This is a genomic window from Micromonospora haikouensis (genome assembly GCF_000876225.1).
In the GTDB taxonomy this organism is placed as follows: Bacteria; Actinomycetota; Actinomycetes; order Mycobacteriales; family Micromonosporaceae; genus Micromonospora; species Micromonospora haikouensis.
In genome coordinates, this window is sequence record NZ_JXSX01000003.1 from 846,580 (window position 1) to 867,903 (window position 21,324).

Annotated in this window: 13 protein-coding genes; 5 read left to right on the top strand and 8 right to left on the bottom strand. The window is 75.0% G+C overall.

Annotated features, from left to right (window positions below; all coding sequences use genetic code 11):
* Positions 1–14 precede the first annotated feature (14 nt).
* Positions 15–1,514 (bottom strand): GH1 family beta-glucosidase, encoded by a 1,500-nt coding sequence (locus TK50_RS25350; RefSeq protein ID WP_043967726.1) that lies wholly within the window; start codon positions 1,512–1,514, stop codon positions 15–17.
* 925 nt (positions 1,515–2,439) lie between these two features.
* On the opposite strand from TK50_RS25350, the gene TK50_RS25355 reads away from it, so the two are divergent.
* The gene (locus TK50_RS25355) at positions 2,440–5,337 is read left to right on the top strand and encodes a glycoside hydrolase family 48 protein (protein WP_199486205.1); all 2,898 of its coding nucleotides are present in this window, start codon (positions 2,440–2,442) and stop codon (positions 5,335–5,337) included.
* Positions 5,338–5,581: 244 nt separating this feature from the next.
* On the opposite strand, the gene TK50_RS25360 is transcribed toward TK50_RS25355, so the two are convergent.
* On the bottom strand, positions 5,582–6,361 hold the full coding sequence (locus TK50_RS25360; protein WP_043967728.1) for a DUF3159 domain-containing protein: 780 nt from the start codon (positions 6,359–6,361) through the stop codon (positions 5,582–5,584).
* 85 nt (positions 6,362–6,446) lie between these two features.
* On the opposite strand from TK50_RS25360, the gene TK50_RS25365 reads away from it, so the two are divergent.
* Together TK50_RS25365 and TK50_RS25370 are read left to right on the top strand one after the other, a co-directional pair.
* Entirely contained in the window at positions 6,447–7,334 is an 888-nt protein-coding gene (locus TK50_RS25365; RefSeq protein ID WP_043967729.1) for a phosphatase PAP2 family protein, read from the top strand.
* A gap of 18 nt (positions 7,335–7,352) precedes the next feature.
* Positions 7,353–8,036 (top strand): maleylpyruvate isomerase N-terminal domain-containing protein, encoded by a 684-nt coding sequence (locus tag TK50_RS25370; protein WP_043967731.1) that lies wholly within the window; start codon positions 7,353–7,355, stop codon positions 8,034–8,036.
* A gap of 77 nt (positions 8,037–8,113) precedes the next feature.
* Here TK50_RS25370 and TK50_RS25375 read toward each other — a convergent pair whose 3' ends face one another.
* The gene (locus tag TK50_RS25375; protein ID WP_082106576.1) at positions 8,114–9,370 is read right to left on the bottom strand and encodes a low temperature requirement protein A; all 1,257 of its coding nucleotides are present in this window, start codon (positions 9,368–9,370) and stop codon (positions 8,114–8,116) included.
* Positions 9,371–9,525: 155 nt separating this feature from the next.
* Between TK50_RS25375 and TK50_RS25380 the strand changes: the two genes are divergently transcribed.
* A complete protein-coding gene (locus tag TK50_RS25380; RefSeq protein WP_043967733.1) occupies positions 9,526–10,509 on the top strand; it encodes an LLM class F420-dependent oxidoreductase in 984 nt (327 codons plus the stop codon).
* Complete coding sequence (locus TK50_RS25385; RefSeq protein ID WP_043967734.1) at positions 10,506–11,297, top strand: SDR family oxidoreductase; 792 nt, start codon at positions 10,506–10,508, stop codon at positions 11,295–11,297. Before TK50_RS25380 ends, TK50_RS25385 begins: the two co-directional genes overlap by 4 nt.
* Positions 11,298–11,722: 425 nt before the next feature.
* On the opposite strand, the gene TK50_RS25390 is transcribed toward TK50_RS25385, so the two are convergent.
* The 5 genes from TK50_RS25390 to TK50_RS35130 form a co-directional block, all read right to left on the bottom strand.
* Positions 11,723–14,134: a transglutaminase TgpA family protein gene (locus TK50_RS25390; RefSeq protein WP_043967736.1), complete on the bottom strand. Its 2,412-nt coding sequence runs from the start codon at positions 14,132–14,134 to the stop codon at positions 11,723–11,725.
* Positions 14,110–15,285, bottom strand: a complete 1,176-nt coding sequence (locus tag TK50_RS25395; RefSeq protein WP_043967740.1) for a DUF58 domain-containing protein — start codon at positions 15,283–15,285, stop codon at positions 14,110–14,112. Before TK50_RS25395 ends, TK50_RS25390 begins: the two co-directional genes overlap by 25 nt.
* A 14-nt stretch (positions 15,286–15,299) precedes the next feature.
* Positions 15,300–16,313 carry an AAA family ATPase gene (locus TK50_RS25400; RefSeq protein WP_043967742.1) on the bottom strand — a complete coding sequence of 338 codons (1,014 nt, stop codon included), beginning with the start codon at positions 16,311–16,313 and terminating at the stop codon, positions 15,300–15,302.
* Positions 16,314–16,340: 27 nt separating this feature from the next.
* Entirely contained in the window at positions 16,341–18,974 is a 2,634-nt protein-coding gene (locus TK50_RS25405; RefSeq protein ID WP_043967744.1) for a fibronectin type III domain-containing protein, read from the bottom strand.
* Between the two features lie 154 nt (positions 18,975–19,128).
* Positions 19,129–20,058 carry a fibronectin type III domain-containing protein gene (locus TK50_RS35130; protein WP_052503908.1) on the bottom strand — a complete coding sequence of 310 codons (930 nt, stop codon included), beginning with the start codon at positions 20,056–20,058 and terminating at the stop codon, positions 19,129–19,131.
* Positions 20,059–21,324: the final 1,266 nt, after the last annotated feature.

A 21,324-nucleotide genomic window follows, 5' to 3' on the forward strand; every position in this document is an offset into this window, starting at 1 on the left:
CGGGGAGTTCCCGGCTAAAGGCCGTTGGCCCGGATCACCTCGCGGTACCACAGCGCGCTGCGCTTGGGCACCCGGCGCTGGGTGGCGTAGTCCACGTAGACCAGGCCCCAGCGCTGGTCGTACCCCTCCGCCCACTCGAAGTTGTCCAGCAGCGACCAGACGTGGTAGCTCTCCAGCGGCACCCCGTCGGTGACGGCGCGGTGCGCGGCGGCCATGTGGTCGCGCAGGAAGCTGATCCGGCCCGAGTCGTCGACGGTCCCGTCGGGGGAGAGGGTGTCCGCCTGCGGCAGGCCGTTCTCCGTGACGGTCAGCGGGATGGGGCCGTAGTCGCGGGTCACCCGGGTCAGGATGTCGTACATGCCGTCGGGGTAGATCTGCTGCCAGTCCGCCTGGGAGGTGGGCCAGCGGGTGACCGTGTCGCCGGTGGCGGTCAGGTAGTACGGGGTGTAGTACTGCACGGCGAGCAGGTCGATCGGCGCGGAGATGGTCTTCAGGTCGCCGTCGCGGATGCCGCGCGCCATCCGGCTGCCGGGCCCGAGGTCGGCCAGCACGTCCGCCGGGTAGCTGCCCTTGAGGATCGAGTCGAGGTAGAGCCGGTTCTCGTAGCCGTCGTAGAGGTGGCTGGCGCTGGCCGCCTCGGCGCTGTCGTCGGCCGGGTAGCAGGGGTGCAGGTTGAGGGCGGGGCCGATCCGGGCGGTGCTGTCGGTGGCCCGCAGCGTCTCCACGGCCAGCCCGTGCGCCAGCTGGAGGTGGTGGGCGACCAGGTAGGCCGCCTGCGGGTCCTGGAAGCCGGGGGCGTGGTGGCCGTGGAGGTAGCCGTTCTGCACCACGGTCTTCGGCTCGTTGATGGTCAGCCAGACCGGGACCCGGTCGCCGAGGCCGCGGAAGAGCACCTCGGCGTACTCGGCGAACCGGTAGGCGGTGTCGCGGTTCTCCCAGCCGCCGGCGTCCTGCAGCGTCTGGGGCAGGTCCCAGTGGAACAGGGTGGCCATCGGCGAGATGCCGCGTTCGTGCAGGCCGTCGACGAGGCGACGGTAGAAGTCGAGACCCCGCTGGTTGGGTGTGCCGGTGCCGTCGGGCTGGATGCGCGGCCAGGAGATGGAGAACCGGTAGCTGCGCAGCCCCAGGTCGCGCATCAGGTCGAGGTCGTCGGCGTAGCGGTGGTAGTGGTCGGCGGCGATGTCGCCGGTGTCGCCGTTGCGGGTCCGGCCGGGGGTGCGACTGAAGGTGTCCCAGACCGACTCGCCCCGGCCGTCCTCCTTGGTCGCGCCCTCCACCTGGTACGCCGAGGTGGCCGCGCCCCAGCCGAAACCGGTCGGGAAGCGCAGGTCGCCCCGGGGCCCGCCGGTGGGGTCGGTGTCGGGGTCGGTGCCGGCGTCGCATCCGGTGGCCAGGCCGCCGGAGACGGCGGCGGTGGCGGCCGTGCCGCCCACGCGCAGGCCGGCGCCGGTGGCCCCGGCGGTGGCGGAGAGTGCGGCGCGGCTGAGTAGCCGCCGCCGGGTGAGCATCGACATGGGGCCTTCTCCTCGTGATGGGTGCCCACCGCCGCACGGCCGGGAGCGCTCCCAGCATAAGGCAGGCGGGGGCGGCCGAGCCCGCCTGTGGCGGGTCGGCTCTGTTGTGCGGGCTGGTCCGGCGCGTGGCCGGTCGCGCGAATGCGCTGGTGGGAGGCGATGTCGGGGCGTCGGTCGTGGCTGCGAGACGCCCGCCGGCTACGCCCATAGCGAGCGAGGCCGGCCGGGTGGCGTGACACGCCTGACCCGTCGGCCTCTTTTCCCATGGTGTCGGGGGGTTTAGTGTGGGGACGGGGGAGGGCAACCCCCGTCCCCACCTTTGTTTGCACACACGCACGAGCGGAATTGGCGTCCTGTCGTGCGTGTCGCGCGGGAGCCGGGCCACGCGAGTGGCTCTGGTTCCACCTCCCTCCATTGCCGGTGGGTGGTGGCTGGCGGCGGCGTCCGGGCTGGCCCGCCGTCAGCCTTCGGGCAATGTGCCGGGGACGTCGCGGGCACGACGCTCCCGGTCAACACCTTCTGTGACCTCCGTCGATGGAAGCGCTCCCATCGGCGATGCAGCGACTGTAACGCCCGTCACCGGTTTGTGAAAGCCCCAAAACGAGATCGAAACAAGTAGCTGCTCGTTCGTGGACTCTTCTTGTCGTGGGAGCGCTTCCATGCAAGACTGTCGAACACTGCGACGAGGAGCCAGCTCGCGTGAGTGCGGGTCGCCGAGGGCATCCGGTCATCCGGACGGCACCCCCAGGAGGGCCGCGGCGCGGTCGACCAGCGTCGACGCACCGCACCCGAAACCCCGACCGGGCCGGATCGACCACCATTCCCGAGCGCCTCCGTCCCCCCGTGCCCCTGCGCGCGTGGAGGCGCCCCGCCGGGGCCCCGCGGCCCCGGCCTGGTCCGAGGAGACACCGCGCACATGAGACTCATGGCAAGACGTCGCCGGACGGCGATGCTCGCCGCCACCACGCTGGTCATCGGCGGCATCGCCCTGCCGGCCGGCGCCGCGCAGGCCGCCCCGGCCTGCGACGTGGTCTACGCCACCAACGACTGGGGCAGCGGCTTCACCGGCAACGTCACCATCAAGAACCTGGGCGACGCGGTCAGCAGCTGGACGCTCAAGTGGACCTTCCCCAACAGCAGTCAGCGGGTGGTCCAGGGCTGGTCGGCCAAGTGGAGCCAGACCGGCAGCGAGGTGACCGCGACCAACGAGTCGTACAACGGCAGCCTCGGCACCGGGGCGTCGACCACCATCGGCTTCAACGGCAGCTACTCCGGCAGCAACCCGAAGCCCACGGCGTTCACCCTCAACGGCACCCCCTGCAACGGCACCCCGGCCAACAAGCCGCCGACGGTCTCCCTCGGCGTGCCGAGCGGGCCGTTCGAGGCGCCGGCGGACGTGCCGCTGACCGCCACGGCCAGCGACCCGGACGGGACGATCAGCAAGGTCGAGTTCTACCGCAACGGCCTGCTGGTCAACACCGACACCACCGCCCCGTACGGCTACACGCTGGAGGACCTGCCGGCCGGCAGCTACACCGTCCAGGCCAAGGCCTACGACAACGCCAACGGCATCGGCGTCGACGAGAAGGCGTTCACCGTCAGCGCGGCCTCCGGCCCCCGCCTGGTGGCCACCCCGTCCGCGGTCAGCGTGAGCGAGGGCGGCACCGCCACGTTCAACCTCAAGCTCAGCGCGGCCCCGACGGCCAGCGTCCCGGTGACCCTGACCCGCAGCGGTGACACCGACATCACCGTCACGCCGGCCTCGGCGACCCTCACCACGGCGAACTGGAACACCGGCGTCACCGTGACCGTGGCGGCGGCGGAGGACTCCGACACCGTCGGCGGCACCGCCACCGTCACCGCCTCCGGCACCGGCCTGGCCCCCCTGGCGATCACCGTCACCGAGGTCGACAACGACGTTCCGGGCGGGGACAACGCCTACGTCAAGAAGTTCCTCGACCAGTACGGCAAGATCAAGAACTCGGGCTACTTCAGCCCCGAGGGCGTGCCGTACCACTCGATCGAGACCCTGATCGTCGAGGCGCCCGACCACGGCCACGAGACCACCTCCGAGGCGTTCAGCTACTGGCTGTGGCTGGAGGCCTACTACGGCCGGGTGACCCAGAACTGGGCCCCGTTCAACAACGCGTGGACGGTGATGGAGAAGTACATCATCCCCACGCACGCCGACCAGCCCACCGCGGGCTCCGCCGGCACCCCGCAGTACGCCGCGGAGTACAACCTGCCCAGCCAGTACCCGTCGGCGCTGAACCCGAACATCTCGGTCGGCCAGGACCCGCTGCGCTCGGAGCTGCAGAGCACCTACGGCACCGGCGACATCTACGGCATGCACTGGCTGATGGACGTCGACAACACCTACGGCTTCGGCCGCTGCGGTGACGGCACCACCAAGCCGGCGTACATCAACACCTTCCAGCGGGGCACGCAGGAGTCGGTGTGGGAGACCATCCCGCAGCCGTCCTGCGACACCTTCAAGCACGGCGGGCAGTACGGCTACCTCGACCTGTTCGTCAAGGACACCGGCGCCCCCGCCAAGCAGTGGAAGTACACCAACGCCCCGGACGCCGACGCCCGCGCCGTGCAGGCCGCGTACTGGGCGCTGACCTGGGCCAAGGCGCAGGGCAAGCAGGCCGACGTCGCCGCCACCGTGGCCAAGGCCGCCAAGATGGGCGACTACCTGCGGTACGCGATGTACGACAAGTACTTCAAGAAGATCGGCAACTGCGTCGGGGCCAGCACCTGCCCCGCCGGCAGCGGCAAGGACTCGGCGCACTACCTGCTGTCCTGGTACTACGCCTGGGGCGGCGCGTACGACACCAGCCAGAACTGGTCGTGGCGGATCGGCTCCAGCCACAGCCACTTCGGTTACCAGAACCCGTTCGCGGCCTGGGCGATGACCAACGTCAACGAGCTGAAGCCGAAGTCCCCGACCGCGGTCGGCGACTGGCAGAAGAGCCTCGACCGGCAGCTGGAGTTCTACACCTGGCTCCAGTCCGCCGAGGGCGGCATCGCCGGTGGCGCCACCAACAGCTGGGACGGCAACTACGGCACCCCGCCGGCCGGCACCGCCACCTTCTACGGCATGTTCTACGACGTCGACCCGGTCTACAACGACCCGCCGTCGAACCAGTGGTTCGGCATGCAGGTCTGGTCGATGCAGCGCATCGCCGAGCTGTACCTGGAGACCGGCAACACCAAGGCCAAGGCGCTGCTCGACAAGTGGGTGCCGTGGGCGATCGCGAACACCACGCTGGGCACCAACTGGTCGGTCCCGTCCGAGCTGAAGTGGACGGGCCAGCCCGCCAACTGGAACCCGAGCAGCCCGGCGGCCAACACCGGCCTGCACGTCGAGGTCTCCTCCACGGGCCAGGACGTCGGCGTCACCGGCTCCCTCGCCCGGACCCTGATCGCGTACGCGGCGAAGTCCGGCAACACGGCGGCCAAGACCACCGGTAAGGGCCTGCTCGACGCCCTGTCCGCCTCCGCCGACAGCAAGGGTGTCTCGACGACGGAGAAGCGCGGCGACTACAAGCGCTTCGACGACGTCTACAACGCCGCCGACGGCCAGGGTCTCTACGTGCCCCCGGGCTGGACCGGGAAGATGCCCAACGGCGACGCCATCGCCGCCGGCAAGAGCTTCCTGGACATCCGGTCGTTCTACAAGAACGACCCGGACTGGCCGAAGGTGCAGGCGTACCTCGACGGCGGCCCCGAGCCGACGTTCAACTACCACCGGTTCTGGGCCCAGTCGGACATCGCCATGGCGTACGCCGACTACGGGATGCTGTTCCCGAACGGGTGACCCAACCCCTCCGGGTGGGCGGCGCGGCCCGTCCACCCGGAGCCCGACCGGGCCCGGGGGAACTATGAGCCCGGTCGGCGGACGGCCTGACTCCCACGGTCAGGCCGGGGCGGGCCGGCCGTCCGGTCAACGCAGCGGACCGGCCGGCCCGCCCCACCGCCCGAAGCTGAACTTGCCGCGAAAAAGCCCCGGAAAAAGTGACCGTCCAGGGATCACGTGACGGTCGCGGACGGAGTAACGTACGTCACCGGAGAGGCCGCTCCCCCCGTGGCGGCCTCTCCCTTTTTGTCCCCGCACCGGGCTCTGTCCCGGGCCCCGTCCCAGCCTCCGGCGCAGGGCCGGGCACGGTCACCGGGTGCCGCAGCCCCGGATGCCCGGCCGGCAGCGACCGGCGGATCACCAGCCAGCTCACCGCCAGCGCGGACGCCACCAGCGGCCAGGTCAGCGCCACCCGCGCCACCACCAGGGCCACCACCTGCCCGCCGAGGTAGAGCGGCACGAACACCGCCACCCGCAGCGCGTACGTCGCCGCCCACACCCAGCTGCCCCGCCCGTACGCCCGCAGCAGCGCCGGGTCGCGCCGCCACCGGCCCCGCTGCCGCAGCGCCACCCCCACGAGGACGCCCAGCAACGGCCAGCGGACCACGATGCTCACGGCCCAGGCGAGCGCGCTGGCCACGTTCGACAGCACCTGGACGAGGAAGAAGTCGGTGGCCCGCCCGGTGCGCAACGCGATCAGCGCGGCCACGCAGACCGCGAGCAGCCCGATCAGCACCGACCGTGGCCGGTCGCCCCGCCGCAGCCGCCACGCCGCCACCGCCGTGCCGGCCACCACGGCGGCGGCCACCCCGCCGACCAGTGAGTGACCGGTGGCCAGCCAACCGAGCGCGAACGCCACCGGCGGTGCGGTGGCGTCCACCGCACCGCGCCGCCCGCCGAGCAGGTCGGCGAGGGACTCGGGCCGGTCGGCCGGGGGCGACGGAACGGGGTGCGAAGGGCCTTCGGGCCCGGGTGCGGCGGTCACCGGCAACCTCCTGTACGTCCGCCCCAAACTAACCGCAGGGCCCCGGCGGGCCACCGGGGGACGCTCCGGCGAGTGCCGCTACGGTGTGCGGGTGCGCGCGACGGCGAGGGGTTGGACGGCGGTCTGGTTGGTCGTACTGGCCCTGGCCCAGACAGCCGCCTTCCTCGTCGTGTGGCGCGCCGCCCTGCACACCGAGCTCGGCCAGTGGCTCGACACGGTCGCCCTCACCGGCAACCAGATCGGCCAGGACCGCATCGCCGAGCCGGTGAACCGCATCCTCAACACGATGTCCGCGCTGTCGCTGCTGGCCGCGACGGCGATGATCGGCTTCATCGCGCTCATCCGGCGGCGGGTCGCCCTGGCCATCACGGCGACCCTGCTCATCGCCGGGGCGAACGTGAGCACCCAGCTGCTCAAACACTTCCTGGCCCGGCCCGACTTCGGCATCGACCCCGAGCGGTCGGCCGCCGGCAACAGCCTGCCCAGCGGGCACACCACCGTGGCCGCGTCGGTGGCCCTCGCGCTGATCCTGGTCCTCCCGCCCACGGTCCGGGTGCTCGGCGCATACCTCGGCACCGCGTACGCGGCCGTGGCCGGCGTGGCCACGCTCTCCGCCGGCTGGCACCGGCCCAGCGACGCCGTCGCGGCGTTCCTCGTCGTCGGCGTCTGGGCGGCGCTGGCCGGGCTGCTGCTCCTGGTCACCCAGCGGGAACAGGCCCAGGTGGAGCCCGCCGACGCGCACCGGGTCGCCGCCGTCGTGCTCGGCCTGGGCGGGGCGATCGCCGTGGTGGCCTCGGCGCTGGCCCTGTCCTGGCTGGTCGACCTGCCCCAACTCGACCCGGACGAGATGGGCCGGCGGTCGCTGTTCGTCGGCTACGCCGGCAGCGCCGCCGGCATCGCCGGGACGATGGCCGTGGTGGCGGCGCTGGTGCTCGCCGTCGTGCACCGCCTGGTGCCCCGCGTCAAGGGCTGACGGCGGAGGAGGGAACCGATGCGGACGACCCACGACACGGTGCGGGCGGCGTTCCGCGACGAGTGCACGGCGCTGGGCGACGTCCTGCGCGAGCTCACCCCCGCCGACCTGGACCGGCCCACCGACTGCCCGCCCTGGGCCGTACGCGACCTCGTCGCCCACGTCCACGCCGGCGCGGGCCGGCTCACCGGAATGCTCGCCGCCCCGGCCCCGCCCCGCGCCGAGGTGGACGCCGCCGGCTACTTCGGCGCGGCCAAGTTCGCCCCACAGGTCGACCGGGACCGGGTCGACAGCGCCCGCCGGCAGGCCCGCGAGGCGACCGACCCGGCCGGGATCGCCGCCGCGTTCGACCGGGACTGGCGCGCGGCCGACGCGGCGGTGGCCCGCCAGAGCGTCGACCGGGTGGTCCGCACCCGGCACGGCGACGCGATGGCCCTGACCGAGTTCCTGGTGACCCGGGTGGTCGAGGTCGGCGTGCACGGCCTGGACCTGGCCGCCGCCCTGGGCCGCGAACCCTGGCTGACCCCGACCGCGGCCGAGGTCGTCGCGACGCTGCTGACCGGCGGCCGGGCCGTGCCGCCCGAACTCGGCTGGGACCGGTTGACGGTGCTCCGCAAGGCCACCGGCCGGGACCCGTTGACCGGCCGGGAGCGGACCGCGCTCGGGGCCGCCGGGTTGCGCCTGCTCGCCTTCGGCGGCTGACCCGTCGGGCACCCCGACTCCGTCGAGGTCGTCCGGGGGCACCCTGGGGGCCCGCCGGCCCGGCTCGCAGGCGGGGGTCAGAACGGCGGCGCGGGCTGCTCCGGCGGGCGGCCCCAGGCCCGCCGGGCGTCCGCCACCGCCACCGCCAGCAGCGCCAGGGCCGCCGCCGCGGCCGACACCAGCGTCGCCACGTGCAACAGCACCGGTACGGCCGCCAGCAGTGCCAGCGCCGCGATCCACCGCGATCGCGACACCCGGCCGAAGACCTCGTACTCGAAGCGGGCCCGGCCGGCCAGGAAGATCACCGGGCCGCCCACCACCATGGCGATCCAGGCCGCCGCCGGATGGCCCAACGGGTGCTCGATGGTCAGCTCGTAGCCGATCGCGGTGGCGGTCAGGCCGATCACCATCACCAGGTGGGTGTCGGCGGCGGACCGGCCGATGACCGCCGGCCGGGTCGCCTTCGCCACCGCCTCGGGCAGGATCTGCCCGGCCCGCTGGAAGTAGATCCGCCACAGCAGCACCGAGATCACGATGTCCGTGCCGAAGGCGACCGTCCGCGCCAGCCCGAACGGGTGGGCGCTGTACGCGAGCCCGACCACCAGGATCGTCTCGCCCAACGCGATCAGGAAGAACTGCTGGTAGCGCTCCGCGAGGTGCTCGCCGATCACCTGCCACCGGTTGACCCGGGAACGGCCCAGCCCGGGCACCGGCCAGCCGAACCGGGAGGCGAGGTACTCGCCGGCCAGCGCCGCCGCCCACAGCACGACCCGCGGGTTCGTGGGCAGGAACGCGCCGGTCAGCCAGAGCACCCCGAGGAACAGGTAGGTGATCAACATGCGCAGCTTCAGCTGGCGGTACTCGTGCTGGCCCAGCGCCACCAGCAGCAGCAGCGGCCGGGTCACCTGCGCCACCACGTACGCGGCGGCGAACGCCAACCCGCTCACCGTGAACGCGCGAGGGATCGCCACCCCCATCACCATGCTCGCCACCAGCGCGGTGACCACCACCGCCTGTAACCCGAAGTGGTACGGGTCGTACCGGCTGGTGGTCCACGCGGTGCCCTGCCACACCGACCAGAGCGCCAGCAGGAGCAGCAGTGTCTTCCCCGTGCCCGTGAACGGCGACCAGCCGCTCGTGCCGCCCGCCTCCACCGCCAGGTCCTCGAACGCCCGCGCCGACACGCGGGTCAGCGCGAAGACGTACACCAGGTCGAAGAACAGCTCCAGGAACGTGGCCCGGGTCGTACCCGCGGTCGCGGGCTGCAGGCCGCTCACCCAGCCCGGCGGGGGTGCGCGCCACCACCGGCCGGGCCGGTCCGCCCCGGCGGCCATGCTCAGCGGCTCCCGCCGTCGTACCGCTCCACCTGGCAGTCGTAGCACCCCGGCCCGCCGCCCCGGCCCGGTTCCCCCGGATCCGCCACGATCCGCCGCCCTTGCCGGGAGCGCGGGGCAGCGGGCAGGATCGACCGGTGACGAACCGATGGGGCATGACCGTGCCGCTGGGCGGCCTCCCGCTGGCCGACCACGCCGCCGCCTACGCCACCCTGCACCGGGCCGGCTTCACCGACGTGTGGTCCTCCGAGGTCAACGGCGCCGACGCGTTCACCCCGCTGGCGCTGGCCGCCGCCTGGCAGCCGGAGCTGCGGCTCGGCACCGCCATCGCCCCCGCCTTCACCCGGGGCCCCGGGCTGCTCGCGATGAGCGCCGCCGCGCTGGCCGAGGCGGCCCCCGGCCGGTTCGCGCTCGGCATCGGCGCGTCCTCCCCGGTGGTGGTGGGCGACTGGAACGCCGTCGCCTTCGACGAACCGTTCAAGCGCACCCGGGACGTGCTGCGCTTCCTGCGCGCCGCCCTGGCCGGGCAGACCGTCGACGGCGCGTACGACACCTTCGCCGTGCGCCGGTTCACCCTGGAACGGCCGCCGGCCGTGCCGCCGCCGCTGCTGCTGGCCGCCCTGCGCCCGGGCATGCTGCGGCTGGCCGCCGCCGAGGCCGACGGGGTGATCCTCAACTGGCTCGCCGCCGAGGACGTGCCCACCGCCGTCGCCGAGCTGGGCGGGCGGCCCGACGGGTTCGAGGTGGTCGCCCGGATCTTCGTCTGCCCCACCTCCGACGCCGGCCACGCCCGCGCCCTCGGCCGCCGGCTGATCACCACCTACCTGACGGTGCCCGCGTACGCCGCGTTCCACCGCTGGCTGGGCCGGGCGGAGATCCTCGACCCGGTGTGGCGGGCCTGGGCGGCCGGGGACCGGCGGGGCGCCGCAGCCGCCGTCCCCGACGAGGTCGTCGACGCGCTCGTGCTGCACGGTTCCCCCGAACAGTGCCGCGACCAGGTGCGCCGCTACGCCGACGCCGGAGTGGACGTACCCGTGCTGGCCCTGCTGCCCACCCCCGAGCTGGCCGCCGGCGGCCCGGCGGCCCTGGCCGACCTGATCGCCCGGCTCGGGCCGGTCCGGGGCGGGGATCCGGCGTGAACCTCACCGGCCGGGTGGCCGTGATCACCGGCGGTGCCGGCGGCATCGGCGCGGCCCTCGCCCACCGGTTCGCCGCCGAGGGCGCGGCGGCCGTCGTGGTGGCCGACTTCGACGCGGACGCCGCCCGCGCCGTCGCCGCCGCCGTCGGCCCGGTGGCCCACGCCGCCGGCCTCGACGTCACCGTGGAGGAGCAGGTCCGCGCGCTGGTGGCCGACACCGAGCGGCGGTACGGCCACATCGACCTGTTCTGCGCCAACGCCGGCGTCGCCACGGCGGCAGGGCTGGACGCCGCCGACGCCGACTGGGACCGGGCCTGGCGGGTCAACGTGCTCGCCCACGTCCACTCCACGCGGGCCGTGCTGCCCGGGATGCTGGCCCGGGGCCAGGGCTACCTGCTGCACACCTGCTCGGCCGCCGGGCTGCTCACCGCCGTCGGCGACGCCCCGTACACCGCGACCAAGCACGCGGCGGTGGGCCTGGCCGAGTGGCTCGCCGTCACCTACCGGGACCAGGGCATCCGGGTCAGCGCGCTGTGCCCGCAGGGGGTGGACACGCCGATGCTCGCCGAAGGGCTGGCCACCGGGCACCTCGGAGCGCGGGTGATCGCCGCCTCCGGCGCGGTGCTGCACCCCGACCGGGTGGCCGACGCGGTGATCGCCGGACTGGCCGAGGAGCGGTTCCTCATCCTGCCCCACCCCGAGGTCGCGCAGCACGCCCTCCGCCGCGCGGAGGACCCGGACGGCTGGCAGGCCGGCCTCCGCAAACTGGTCCGCCGCCTCCGCGCCTGACTTGAGGGCCGCCGCGTCTCCGCGTGCCTCCGCGCCTGACCCGGGTCTCCGCGTGCCTCCGCGCCTGACTTCGGTCTCCGCGTGGGCCCGTGCCTGGCCCGGGTCTCCGCGTGGGCCCGGTCTTGATCGTGCTCGATCCGGGATCGAGTGGCCTCCACGCGACGCCGATGCCACTCGATCCATGCAGGAGCGCGATCTTGTCGCGGGCGGCGCGGGCCGGCTCCGCGCGGGTTCGGGGCGCGGGTCCGGCCCGCGCTGCCTGTCGTCGCCCCTTCATTTCCGCGATCTTGCACTTGCGGACCGGGCATTACGGGGCGAAATAGACTTCCCGGGGGCCGCAAGTGCAAGATCGCCGGTGCGCGGTGCGCGGTGCGCGGTGCGCGGTGCGCGGTGCGCGGTGCGCGGGCGGTCGGGTGGCGGGCGGGTCAGGGGCGCCAACGTAGCGGGCCAGGATGGATCGACCAGAGCAGCCGGCGCCACCAGGGGCGGGCGGCGCGCAGGGCGGCGACGTACTCGCCGGCCAGGGTGGCGGCCCGGTCCGCCTGCTCGTTGGCGGCAGCGCCCGGCGCGAAGGCGAGCCGGTTGAGCAGCCCGGCCAGCTCCGCCAGGTCGGGCGGCACGGCACCGGGGTCGACGGCACCGGCGGTGGCCCGAGCCGTGCGCGTGACAGCCAAGGCTTCGCGGTCGGCCCCGGCGTCGCGGTCGACCAAGGCGTCACGCTCCTTCCCGGCTTCACGGTCGCTGCGGTCGGCCCGGGTGGCGCGGGCTTCGGCCAGGGCGGCGCGGGCCCGCTCCGCCACCTCCGTGGCGGCGAGGTCCCCGCCCACCGGCCGACCCGCCAGCCGCAGCGCGTCGGTCACCTCCCGCCAGGCGCCGGCTATCCGCTGGCCGGGGTCGCCCGTGGACAGCCGGCTCCTCGACCGCGCCCGACGCATCCCGGCCAGCGCCGCCAGCACCGCCCCCACCACCAGCAGCAGGCCGCCCGCGCCGCCACCGACCAGCACCGGCGTCGGCAGCCCGCCCGAGTCGACCGGGCGCGCCGGCCCCGCCTGCGGCGACGGCGCCTCCGTCGGCTCCGGGGTCGGCTCGGGCACCTCCGACGGCGGCGGGTCCTCCGGCACCGGACGGAAGTCCTCCTCCACCGGGCGCGGCTCGTCGTCCGGGCGGGGCAGCGGGTCGAACGCCACCCATCCGAGCCCGGAGAAGAGCACCTCCGGCCAGGCGAACGCGTCCGCCGCCCGCACCGGCCCGTTGCCGTTGGAGGAGAAGCCCACCACCACCCGCGTCGGCAAACCCGACAGCCGGCCCAGCACCGCGAACGCCGCCGCGAACTGCTCCGACGTGCCGCGCTGCCCGCCGCCGTTGCGCGGGCCGAAGAGGAAGAAGTTCAGATTCGGGTACGCGTGCCCGCTCGGCGCGTCCGCCACCACCCGGTAGTGCTCGGCGAGGAACTGCTCGATCGCCGCCGCCCGCGCGTACGGGGCCCCGTTGTCCTCGGCGAGCTGGGCGGCGAGCCGGCGCACCGGGTCGGGCACCCCGTCGGCCACCCGCAGCACCCGGGCCACCTCCTCCCCGGCCGGCACGTCCGCCGTGGCGAGCAGGTTGTTGTCGGGCCGCTCCGAGGCCGAGGTGACCGTGTACCGCAACCCCGGCGTCAGCCCCTCCGGCCGGATCAGCGTCCCCGTCAGCGGGTCGTACGCCACCCGGGCCCCGCCGATCGCACGCGGGGTGGCCACGGCCGGCAGCAGCCGCCCGCTCAGGTCCGCCACGGTGATCTCCTGCCGGACCGTCTCCACCGTCGCCCCCGGCTCGGGCTGCGTCGCCGGCAGGATCCGGCCGGCGTTGCGGTACGTCGCACCGACCCGCCAGGTCACCCCGTCGTAGTCGCTGAGCACCGCGAGCCGGATCCGCACCGACCGGCTGCCGGCAGCGTTCCCGGTGGCACCGGCCGGGCCGTCGGGGCGCTCGGTGGCCACGTCCAGCAGCTTCTGCCCCGGGTTCAACGCCCAGCCGGAGATGCGGATCAGCGGGTTCTCGTCCAGCGACTCCACCTGCGGCGGCTCCACGTACCGGCGCGGGTCCACCGGGCGTTCGTCGACCCGGCCCGCCACCACCGGCCCGACCACGGCCGCCAGCCCCACCACCACGACGAGGCCGGCGGCGGCGGTGGCGGCGAGGCGTACCCGAACGGCCGCCCGCACCCCCGGCGCCAGCCCGGCCGTCGGATCCGGGGCCGACGGGCCCGGCCGGCCGGCCGGGCCCGCCAGCCCCAGCGCGGCGACCGCCGCGAACGCCACCGTGGGCCACACCGCCGGGTCCGCGTTCGGCCCCACCACGTACACCGCCCCGGCGTAGAGCAGCGCCGGAGGCAGGTAACCCAGCAGCACCCGGCCGGCCCGCAGCGCCACCTCCGCCCCCGCCAGCCCGGCCAGCCACGCCGCGACCAGCGGCACCAGCACCGTGTCCGGCGTCGGCTCCACCGGGATCATCGCGGTCAGCAGCCGGGGGATGCCGTTGCGGGCCGCGTCCGCCGCCACCTCGACCAGCGAGCCCGGCAGCCCCGCCGCGTCGGCCGACACCCGCAGCGACCACGCCGTGAAACCGGCCAGGCCCGCCACCGACAGCGGGGCGACCAGCCAGGACGGCAGCCGCCGGGCGACCACGCTCACCAGCACCGAACCGACCGCCGCGCCGACCACCAGCCGGGTCAGCAGCCCACCCGCGTACACCCGGCCGAGCACCACCCCGGTCAGCGCGACCATCGCGACCAGCGCGACCGGCAGCGGCGCCGCCCGCAGCGCCCGCCACACTCTCACCACCGGCGGACCCCGTCCCACTCGGCCGCGAACGCCGCCCCGTCGGCGGCGTCGACGACCACGATCCCCGTCGCGCCGGCCGGCGCCGGCTCCGTCGCCCCGAACACCCCCACCACCACCGACGGGTACGCCCCGCGCAGCGCACCGAGATGCCCCAGCTCGCCCCGGCCGCCCGGCCCGGTGAGGAAGACCAACGTGTCGCCGAGCCGGTCCCGGCGCAGCCGGGTCGCCGCCGCCCGCAACGCCGCCGTGGCGTCCCCGGTGTCCAGCCGGGCGGCGGCGAGCCGGTCCAGCGGCCCGATGCCCGCACCGGCGGCCTCCCCGGCCGGCCCCTCCGGCGTGGTCAGCCCCTCCGGCGCGACCAGCAGCAACGACACCGGCAGGTCGGCGCGCAGCGCCGCCGCGACCACCGACGCCGCCGCCTCGCACGCCGACTCGAACGACTCCGGATCCCGGCCCGGGTGGGCGGTCGCCCGGTTGTCCAGCAGCACCACGATCCGGGGCAGGCTGGTGTCGACGTTCTCCCGCACCATCAGCTCGCCCACCCGGGCGCTGGTGCGCCAGTGCACCCGGCGCAGCTCGTCGCCCACCACGTACTCCCGTAGCGAGTCGAAGGTGATCGAACCCTGCGGCACCCCGTCCACCCGGCCGTCGAGGCTGCGCCCCGCCCCCGTCGGCACCGCCGTCAGCGGGTGGATCCGCGGGTGCACCCACACCGGCACCACCGCCGAATACGACCGCGCCAGCGCCACCAGCCCCAACGGGTCGCGCCGGGTCACCCGCAGCGGACCGACCGGCACCACCCCCCGGCGGTCCGTCGGCACGTCGTAGTCGACCGTCGTGTCCCGCCCCGGCCGCAACCGCAGCACCGGCACCGGCACCGTCCGGTCACCGCACCGGTCCTCCGCGAGCAGGTTCGCCGCCCGCAGCCGCCCCGCGTTGCGCACCGTCAGCACCATCCGCGCCGGCTCGCCCCGCGACACCCGGTCCGGGTCCGCGCGCCGCGTCACCTCCAGCCGGGGCCGCCACAGCGCCACCAGCAGCGCGTAGCCCACCGCCCCTGCCGCCGCCACGCCCAGCAGCGTCAACTCCGGGTACGCGAACCGGAAACCGGCAGCGAGCAGCACCACCGCAGCCACGAGCAGCCCGGCACCCCGGGCGGTGATCCCCACGCCCCGCAGCCGCCTCAGCCCTGCACCAGGGGCGAGGCCGGGGCCGGGGCGACCTGGCCCGACGGCAGCGGCACCGGCACCGAGGCGACCGCCTGGCGCAGCACCTCGGCGGCGCTCACCCCGCGCACCTGCGCGTCGGAGGTGAGCAGCAGCCGGTGCGCGAACACCGGCTCGGCGAGGGCCTTCAGGTCCTCCGGCATGATCCAGCCCCGCCCGTCGATCAACGCGTACGCGCACGCCGCCCGGGTCAGCGCGATCACCCCCCGGGGACTCACCCCCACCCGCACCTGCGGGTGAACCCGCGTCGCGGCGGCCAGCCGGACCGCGTACGCGTACAACGGCTCGGCGATGTGCACCCGCTGGGCCATCCGCACCATCTCACCGACCGTGTCGGTGTCGGTGATCGCCGGCAGCGCCTCGGGGGAGCGGACCGTCGCCCCGCGCAGCACCTCCACCTCGACCGCCTCGTCGGGATACCCGACGGACAGCTTCACCAGGAACCGGTCGAGCTGCGCCTCCGGCAGCCGGTACGTGCCGTCCATCTCCACCGGGTTCTGCGTGGCCACCACCAGGAACGGCTGCGGCACCGGGTGCCGGACCCCGTCCACCGTGACCGTGCGCTCCTCCATCACCTCCAGCAGCGCCGACTGGGTCTTCGGCGACGCCCGGTTGATCTCGTCGGCGATGACGATGTTGGCGAACACCGGCCCCGGGTGGAACTCGAAACCCCGGGTGGCCTGGTTGAAGATGGTCACCCCCGACACGTCCGAGGGCAGCAGGTCCGGGGTGAACTGGATGCGCCGCCACCGCCCCTTCACCGTCGCGGCGATCGCCCGCGCGAGGGTGGTCTTGCCGACCCCCGGCACGTCCTCCAGCAGCACGTGCCCCTGCGCGAACAACGCCGTCAACGCCAGCCGGACCACCTGCGGCTTGCCCAGCACCACCGAGTTGACGTTCTCCGCCAGCCGGGCGGCGAGGGCCGCGAAGCCCTGCACCTCCGGCTGGGTGAGCGGTTCGTGCGTGTTCACGGCGGTGCTCCTTGCCTGGTGGCGCGGTCAGCAGGTCGGCAGGACGTTGATGTTGTCGCCGCCTTCGAGGTTGAGCCAGGCCCACGGGATGTAGTTCTTCCCCTCGAACTCGACCCGCACCCACCAGCTGCTCTGCTTCTGGTCGTTGTAGATCCAGGAGTCGACGTTCTCGCCCTGCCGCTTGCAGTACGCCTTCAACCGGGTGCCCGGTCTGGCCCAGCCGACCTGCTTGTCGTTGTCCTGCTGGGGAACAGAGAAGATCTCGTTGCCGTTGCGGCCGGCCACGTCCTTGTCGCAGTACGTCCGCTGGTCGCCGTCGGGACCGTTGTTGCACGTCGCGATCCCGTACAGCGGATCCGTGCTCTGCGCCCGCTTCGCCGTGCCCTCCCCGGCGGCGTTGCTGGCCGTCACCGTCGCCGTGTACGCCGTGCCCGGCGTCAGGCCCGGCACGGTCGCGCTGGCGCAGTTGCGCGCCGTGACCGGCTTCTCGCCCGGGACGCTGACCGTGCAGGTGGCCTGCCCGCCGCCGGCGTCCACCGTGAAGTTCACCGTGACCGCCGTGGCCGTCGCCGACGAACCGGTGACCGTGACCCGGGGCGGCGCCACCGTGCGGGCGTTGGCCGTCGCCGCCGCGCCCGGACCCGCCTCGTTGACCGCCTTCACCGTCACCGTGACGCTCTGCCCGTCGCCCAGGCCGTCCACGGTGGCCCGGGTGTCGGTCACCTCGCTGCTGCGGCCCCCCGCGTCCACCAGGTACTTCGTCACCGGCCGGCCGTTGGCCGCGGCCGGCGACCACTGCACCGCCACGGTGCCCGGCCGGTTCGCCACCGTCGTCGCCCGCAGGTCGACCGGCGCGCCGGGCGCGGCGAACGGCACCACGCTGTTGCTCACCGGGGAGGCCGCCGACCCGGCGCCCCTGTCGTTGACCGACACGACCGTGAACGCGTACTGCGTGCCGTAGTCCAGCTCGCCGGCCGGCACCACCAGCTCCGTCTTCGACGACTCGCCGGCCGGCGCGTTGGCGCCCGCCGAGTTCGCCGTCACCGCGTACTTCGCGATGGTGTTGCCCTGGCCGTTCGCCGCCGGCCACTTCACCAGGACCGTGCCGTCGGGCCGGGCCTCGGCCGTCACGCCCGACGGCGGATCCGGAACCGCCGCGGTCGGCGTCACCGGGTTGCTGGACCGCGCCGGGCCGTCACCCTTGGCGTTGACCGCGTGCACCGAGAACCGGTACGTCTCGCCGTTGGTCAGGCCCGTGACCTCCACCGACCGCTGGTTGGCACCCACCTCGCGGCGCTCGCCGGCACCCTCCACCACGTACCGGATGATCTCCGCACCGTTCGCGGCCGCCGGCCGCCAGCTCACCCGGGCCCGCGCGTTGCCGGCCGACGCGGTGACGCTGCGCGGCGCGCTCGGCTTGCCCACCTTCGGCTTCTTCGGCGGTGGCGGCGGCGGGGGCACCGGCGGCGGGTCGCCGCCGAGCACGTCGTTGGCGTACTTGTTGACCTCGCGCACCTGGTGCTTGTCGTCGACGACCCGGGCGGTCGACGAGTCCGGCGCGTTGATGAACAGCCGGTTCTCCCGCACCTCCAGCTCCAGCGGGCCGGTGGAACCCTTGCCGCCGATCGTGTCGACGAGCTGGCCGGAAGCGTCGAAGGAGTAGACGGTGCCCGTCGACTCGTCGGCGCAGTAGAAGCGGTCCGCCCACGCCACGGCCGGGCTGAGCTTGTCGCCCCGCCCCGGCACGGTGAACTGCCGCTCCTCGCCGCCCGCGCCGATCACGTGCACCTTCCGCTCGCCGGGGACGGTCACCGGCACCTTCGGCCCGCTCGTACGCGCCGGCAGCGACCCCGGACCGGCGATCGTCAGCGGCGTGCGGACCACCTCGCCGCGCTGCACCCGCACCAAAGCGCCGGCCGTTCGGTCGAGCACCGCCACCCCGTCGTCCAGCGTGGACACCACCAGCTCGTGGCTGGGCTCCGCGACGTCGTACGTCTCGATCCTCTTCGGCGAGATGCCGCTTCCCGGCGGCGCGGCGGAGCCCGGCTCGGACGGCAGCTCCGCCGCCGTGACCGCCGAGACGGTGCCCTCGGCCGGCACGGCGACCCACAGCCGGCCCTCGCCGTCGAACGCCCCGCCGGTGATGCCCGGCGGGTAGTGCACCGGCTCGCCCACCGGGGCCAGGGAACGCGGGTCGAGCTGCCGGACGATGCCCTGCACGGCGTCCACCACGAACGCGGCATCCTCGTGCAGCGCCACGTTGACGCCCAGCCCGGGGGTGGTCCGGGTGGTGGCGGTGATCTGGAGGGTGGCCAGGTCCAGCGAGCTGACCTGCCCCGTGTTCAGGTCGCGCAGGACCAGCAGCCGGTCGGTCTGGACGACCTGCACCGGGTGCCGCCGGGAGTCGGGCACCTCCACCCGCGTGTCCACCCGCGCCGTCACGCCGTTGACCCGCGCCAGCTCGCTGCGCGCCGCGCTCCACAGCCAACTGCTGGCGTCGTAGTTGGCCACCGCGTTGTCGGCGGCGCCCAACCCGAGGACGGTGAGCCCCATCGCGGCCAGCAGCGCGGACACCGTGCCGACGGTGACCAGGCCACCGCGCCAGCGCCGCCGGCGGGACGCACCCGGTTCCGTGCTCACGGCGTCGTCGATGATGGCCACAAGCGGCTGCCTCCCCGTGTCGTCGTGGCAGGTGACCGCCGTCCACCGGCGACCCTCCCGTGAGCCGGGTGCCATCATATGGCCACCCTGAGACAGGGGAAACCCGCACCGTCGGCCCGTGCGCACCCAGCGTGCATGCCATGTGGACGGTCGATCAGCGCGGTGTCGCGGTCCGCTCCCGCTGCGTGCACACCTGCCCGGACGTGGCGAACGCGTCGGTCGAGTACACGGCGAGCACCGTGAAGCAGTAGTCCACCCGGGCGTTCAGCCCGTTCACCGTGTAGCTGGTCTGCCCCGGGTCCACCGTGGCCATCACCCCCAGCTTCTGCCCGGCCCGGCCGCCGGCCACCATGAACGGCACCGCGCCGGCCGACGGGTCCGTCCAGGTCAGGGTGATCGTGCTGCTGTCGTCGCGCAGCTTCAGGTCACCCGGCGGCGGTCCGTCCACCGTCGGCCCGGCCGCCGCCGACGGCGGCGTCGCCTGCGTTGGCGGCGGCGCCCCGTCGCGGCCGAGCACCAGCACCGCGACGCCGACCATGACCACGAGCACGACCAGGGCCACCACCACGGCCACGACGACCAGCAGCCGGCCGCGCCCGGCCTGTTCCTCCTGGGGGTACGTCGTCTGCCACGCCTCGCGCGGGGACGGGTAACCGTCGTCGGCTTCCCGGCCGCCCCGCTCGGGCCACGCCGGCCCGCCCTGCCCCGGCTGCCCGTCCCACCCCTGTGCGACCGGACCGTGCTCGACCGGCCCGTGCTCGACCGGTGCGTGCCCGTGGCCGACCGGTCCCGGCTCGACCGCTCCCTGACCGGGCCACGGCGGCTGGTGGGGTCGAGCCGCCGGTCGGCGGTCCGGTGCCGGTGGCGGCACGGGCACGTCCGGCTGCGCTGCCCCGTGGCCCTGGCCGATCGGCCTCGACGGGTGCGTGCTCTCGGCGGGCGGGTGGCCCGCCCAGCCCGGTGCGGTGGACTCAGCTCCGATCGGGGCGGTGGGCTCAGCGTCGTCCCGGGCGGTGGGTTCCGCGCCGACCGGTTCGGCCGGCGACTGCGGCGGCGAGACCCTGCTCCAGGGCGGTGCGGTCATGCCCCACGGCGGCACGGGCGACCCGCTGACCGGAGTGCCGCTGACCGGGCTTGCACTGACCGGGGCGCTGCTGACTGGGCTTGCACTGACCGGGCTCCCACTGACCGGAGCGCCGCTGACGGGTCGACCATCGACCGGTGTTTCGCGCGCAGGCGGGGCGCTGGCGGGCGCGTCGCTCACGGGCCCGCTGACCGGCGAAGCGCCCACGGAAGGGCCCGCCCCGATCGCCGGGGCCGACGAGCTGTCGCCGCCCGGTCCGGTCGCCGCCCGGATGGCCTCCTGCCGGGCGGCCTCCTCCCGCAGCAGGGGGTCGATCTGCCGTACCTGGATGGTCGGCTCGTCCCAACCGCGAGCCGGGGCGGGCGGCGGCGACGGCTGCGGCCCCGGCTCGGCGGGCGCGCGCGGGCCCGGCGGAGCCGGCGCGGTGCGCGGTGGGGCTGGCGCGGTGCGCGGTGTGGGCGGGACAGCCGGGGCCGGAGCCTGCGAAGCGGGTGCCGGGCGACAGCCCTCGGCCGCCGGCTGCGGTGCCCAGGCCGAAGCCGCGTCGGCCGGTGCGGGACCGCCGGCCCGCATCGTCTCCGGTTGCGCTTGTCGCGGTGCGACCGTCCCGCCGTGCGCGGCCGACACCGGCGGAGGCGGCACCGGCCCGCCCTGCCCTCCGGGCCCCGGCCGTGGGGGAGCCGGGATCCGTGGTGCCGGCGGAGCCGCCTGCGGAGCCCATGGCGAGACCGGCTGCGGCTGCGGCGCGTCGGTGCCGGATGAGGGCTTCGCCGCAGCCGTCGGGGGAGCGGCCACCGGCGGCACTGGCGGGACGCCCGGCGCTGTCGCCGGGTGCGGCGGCTCCGACACGTGCCGGGTGGTGGCGGGCGCGGTGGACTCCGGCGACCGGGACGGCGCCGGGATCCGGGGCGGTGGCGGGGGCGGCGGCAGTTGCCGTGGCGGGGCGGACACCGGCAGTGGTGGCGGTGGCTGACGCGGGAACGCCGGCGGCACCGGGGGCCTGGTCGAATCGCGCGGCCCGGGGGTAACGGACGGACCGGGAGGAAGAGGCGGCGCCGTGCCCGCCCCCGCGCCCCCGAGGTAGTGCCGAGCCGCCTGCACCGCCGGGTGGTCCGCACCGAGCGCGGCGGGACCGGCATCGGCCACCCGGGCGTAGTGGCGGCGGGCCTCGTGTCGGTTGCCCAGCTCCTCGGCGACCGAGGCGAGATCGAAGGAGAACGCGAGCATCAGCGGGTCCGCGGGATGCCACCGGCGCTCGCCGGCCGC

Excerpts from the sequence above, each read along its gene's own strand:
- TK50_RS25350 (WP_043967726.1), bottom strand. The coding sequence starts at position 1,514 with ATGTCGATGCTCACCCGGCGGCGGCTACTCAGCCGCGCCGCACTCTCC.
- TK50_RS25355 (WP_199486205.1), top strand. The coding sequence starts at position 2,440 with ATGGCAAGACGTCGCCGGACGGCGATGCTCGCCGCCACCACGCTGGTC.
- TK50_RS25370 (WP_043967731.1), top strand. The coding sequence starts at position 7,353 with ATGCGGACGACCCACGACACGGTGCGGGCGGCGTTCCGCGACGAGTGC.
- TK50_RS25375 (WP_082106576.1), bottom strand. The coding sequence starts at position 9,370 with ATGGCCGCCGGGGCGGACCGGCCCGGCCGGTGGTGGCGCGCACCCCCG.
- TK50_RS25380 (WP_043967733.1), top strand. The coding sequence starts at position 9,526 with ATGACCGTGCCGCTGGGCGGCCTCCCGCTGGCCGACCACGCCGCCGCC.
- TK50_RS35130 (WP_052503908.1), bottom strand. The coding sequence starts at position 20,058 with ATGACCGCACCGCCCTGGAGCAGGGTCTCGCCGCCGCAGTCGCCGGCC.